Here is a 3,765-nt window from a genome sequence, read left to right as displayed (position 1 = left end):
CATAAGCTAGGGCACACTAGGGCGCGGGCGTTGGGGTCACGCACATGCCCTTGTGTTGCTGCAAATACGGCGTGAGGATCGGCATCATGCCCTTCATCACCTGCAGCGGCAATGCCGAGGTAAAGCTAAAATCATCGGACTTACTGCCCGGCACAAATGCCGTTAAAGTGCCAAAGTAATCATCTCCCAAATAAAACACAAAGGTCGCCGTGCGGTTCATGGCGGTAGTCGCCACTTTTTTACCTTGTTGCATCTGCGTCACGATGCGGTTATCCCCCGTACCGGTTTTCCCCCCGATGGCTAACATCGCGCCTTGCTCATCGGCAAAAATCCCGCGTAAACGCCGCGCCGTCCCATTTTGTACCACATTGGCCAATGCCGCTTTCAAGGCTTGCGCCACTTCAGGGCGCATAACTCGCTCACCTTGGGTGTATTGGTTCTGCAACAACACTTCATAGGGGGTATTTTCAGCAAAATGCAGCTGATTAATCCGTACGGTAGGCAACCTAATACCATCGTTTTGAATAATACCCATCAGCTCCGCCAGCGCCGCGGGCCGGTCCCCTGAGCTACCTAAGGCTGAACCTAACGAGGGCACCATCGTTTCAAAGGGATAACCTAAACGGGCCCAGCGCTGCTGAATATCTAAAAAGGCTTCCACTTCTAACATCACCTGTACCCGCACATCCCGAGCATTTTTATGGCGCGTCTTAAATAACCAACGATAAACCTCTTGACGCTGGGCTTTGCTGGCATCTTTTACCGCGGTTAAATTCGCATCAGGATGCTGATTAAGGTAAGCGAGCACCCATAACTCGAGCGGATGCACCCGGGCAATATAGCCTTGATCCGGTAGATTATATTTTGCTGGCCCATACTTGTTATACAGATCCTTTATCCGCCGCTCGCTTAAGTTAGCCTGCGGGAGACGCTGTTGTAAAAACGCCTTAAAAGCACTTAATGGTTCATCGGGTTGCAGATAGCGATAAGCGGCTGACAACTGCTGCTCCGACTGCGATAGCCCATCAAAAAACATCGCGAAACGCGCATTGGCCGCGACTTTTTTGTATTTGCGATAAAACTTCGTCACGAAGGTATTGCCTTCTCTGTCGGCAAATACCCGCAAATATTCTTCACGCCGTGGATCTTTATCATTACGCAGCAATTGAGCCATATTGCCTTCATTTTGCATACTGCTGCTGTAATTGACGATATCACGCATCAAGCGCACAAAGGGCAAGTTAATCGAATCCTGCAGGGCTTGATAGAGGGTCGGAACCTTTAGGTCTTCCGTTTTTTTAAAGTTATTAAAGACATGTAAACCGCCGCCAGTAAAAAACTGTTCATGGGGCGAAGCAGAATACTCACGCATAAGCGCGGCATTGAGCATACGGTCAAGGCGTCTGTCGGGATTGACTATCAGGTAATCAATGGCCCAACGCGTTAAGTGATCCCGCGGCTCGATAATAATCGACTCTAACTCAATGCCATGTTTAGTGGCGTATTTCTCATGGATCTCTGCAATGATCTCTAAATAGGTCGCCAGTACGCGCAGTTTCGCAGTGGAGCCCAGTTCTAACTTACTGCCCTCATTAATATCAAAGGGTTGATCGGTGCTGTCGGTTTGCACCCGCACCCGGTTAGCGGTATCGGTACGCTCATACAAGGTAAAGCTGTAAAGCACATTGTTAAGCTGGCTAGGCTCGAGTAAACGCTCACCCAGTAAGCCCACTTTCGCTGCCATGGCACTATCACCAAGACTGCGTAAGTAACCACTGACTTGTTGTTGCAACTCACTGTGTAGGGTGCTGTTAACGGTTAAATCGAGCCTATCTAAATCATATAATCCGGTACTGAGCATGCCCGCCGTGCGGATACGGATCGCGTTAACCCCTTTATCATTGCCACTTTGCACATTACGCTGAGGTTTAACCTGCTTAAATTGCAGGCGCTGGGCTAACGCCGCATCGCGCAGGCCACGATCAATCAAGTAATACTGTCCCAATAAGCGAATATGGCTATCCACCAACTGCTCTAAATCCTCATGGCCTTGCAATAAGTAATAGGAGGGACGACGCTGGGCAATCATTAACGCCACGATTTGGCGGAAAACTTGACCACGTTTAGCGGCATTCGCTTTAATTTGCGGCGAGGCTAATAACTGGTTGGCGGTATCAAAATCCGTCCCAAACCATGCCCACAGGCCGTCACCAATCCCATGTACTTCGCCGTGATTGGGCGCAGAAGACAGCGGCACCGTGTTAAGATAATCCTGCACAATACGTTTGCGCGCAGGCTCCGTTTTTTCACCCTGCTGGTAGACCCGGATGCTGGCAGAGCCGATTTGCAATAATTTATCCTTAATACTCAAGGTTAACCCTTGGGAAGAATGGCGAAACTTTTCAATCTGGGTTGCGAGGGTACTGCCGCCCGCCGTGGACACGTTCATTCCAAGCATTTCGGCAATTTGGCTAAATCCTGCCACCACAAATCGCGGCCAGTCGATCACCGGATTGAGCTTATCCTCGTTGGTCCACAGCTCGCGGTTCTCAATAAACAATAAGGTATTGACGATTTCATTGGGGATTTTATCGTCGTCTTGATACACCCGTTTGGGATAACTAAAGGTATAAAGGTCGGTATTACGACAATCGAGCAGCGTCAATCCCGATTGAGCTTTTTCATGATAAGGTGGGAAAAACCCCAAATTGGCATACTGTTCCAGCGCTGGCGAAAAAGCCACTTGCCGAGTAATTTGAAAATTCCGCTGTAATAAACGGTCGAGATATTGGGGTAACTTACTGTAACCATGGCGCTCATCAAATGGGCCATAGCTCGGATAAATGACCGATTGCGTCGGCGCATTTTTAAGTTCGTAAGTTAACGTTTTGGCATATTGATGGAGATATTTCGATTGATAATAGGAGGTTTTCACCTCCTGACCGATCAAGATCACTAAGCACAGAATGAGAATAAAAAATAATAACCACGCCCGAGCAGAGGAACTCGCCTTGGGGGCTGATTTGGCTTTAGGCTCTGGTTGTGGTGGACGAGGGCGATAATTTTCGAACTTCATCTCTTGCGTAGAATTAGGCAAAACAGCTCCAAAAATAACGAATACGCTTTACAGGTGGGAGTCAATTCCCAGTTATTCTAATGAATCCAATCGAGTCACATTCAAGCGCGAATAAGGACGTTCCATGCATCGGTCCTGGCAACAAACCATCGACACAATCCAGTGCGGCAATCCATGACAACGTCCTTCCAACGATTTAGCCTCAATCCCAAATAAACTCGCGAAAATGTTTACGGCACACCGATTCGTAACTCTCATTACCGCCAATGGCAACCTGCTCCCCCTCACGCATGACTTTACCGTCACCATCAAGGCGCACCACCATATTTGCTTTACGGCCACAATGGCAAATGGTTTTCAGCTCCACCAATTTATCGGCCCAAGCTAAGAGATAATGGCTACCGGTGAAAAGCTCACCTTGAAAATCGGTGCGTAGGCCATAACACAGTACAGGAATATCAATATTATCGACAACATAAGTCAGCTGTCTTACCTGCTCTTTGGTCAAAAATTGGCTCTCATCCACCAGCACACAACTTAAGGGCGTCTGTTGGTGAACCGCTTGGATAAGCTCAATAAGATTATCTTGGTTATTAAATACCTGAGCATCGGTTTCAATTCCAATGCGCGAAGCCACCTTACCGATGCCGTAGCGATCATCAATGGCTGCGGTCATCACTAAGGTATTC

General features: G+C 48.3%; 2 protein-coding genes. Both read right to left on the bottom strand.

Annotated elements, in window-relative coordinates; all coding sequences use genetic code 11:
- Positions 1–16: 16 nt before the first annotated feature.
- A complete protein-coding gene (locus tag ACRCZA_RS10610) occupies positions 17–3,097 on the bottom strand; it encodes a transglycosylase domain-containing protein (protein ID WP_438674405.1) in 3,081 nt (1,026 codons plus the stop codon).
- A gap of 181 nt (positions 3,098–3,278) precedes the next feature.
- On the bottom strand, positions 3,279–3,765 hold a 487-nt coding region (locus ACRCZA_RS10605), incomplete at its 5' end, for a thymidine kinase (RefSeq protein WP_438674404.1).

Origin of the sequence: Shewanella sp. (assembly GCF_051658185.1) — a bacterium.
Taxonomy (GTDB): domain Bacteria; phylum Pseudomonadota; class Gammaproteobacteria; order Enterobacterales; family Shewanellaceae; genus Shewanella.
This window is presented reverse-complemented; position numbering and strand designations above follow the sequence as displayed.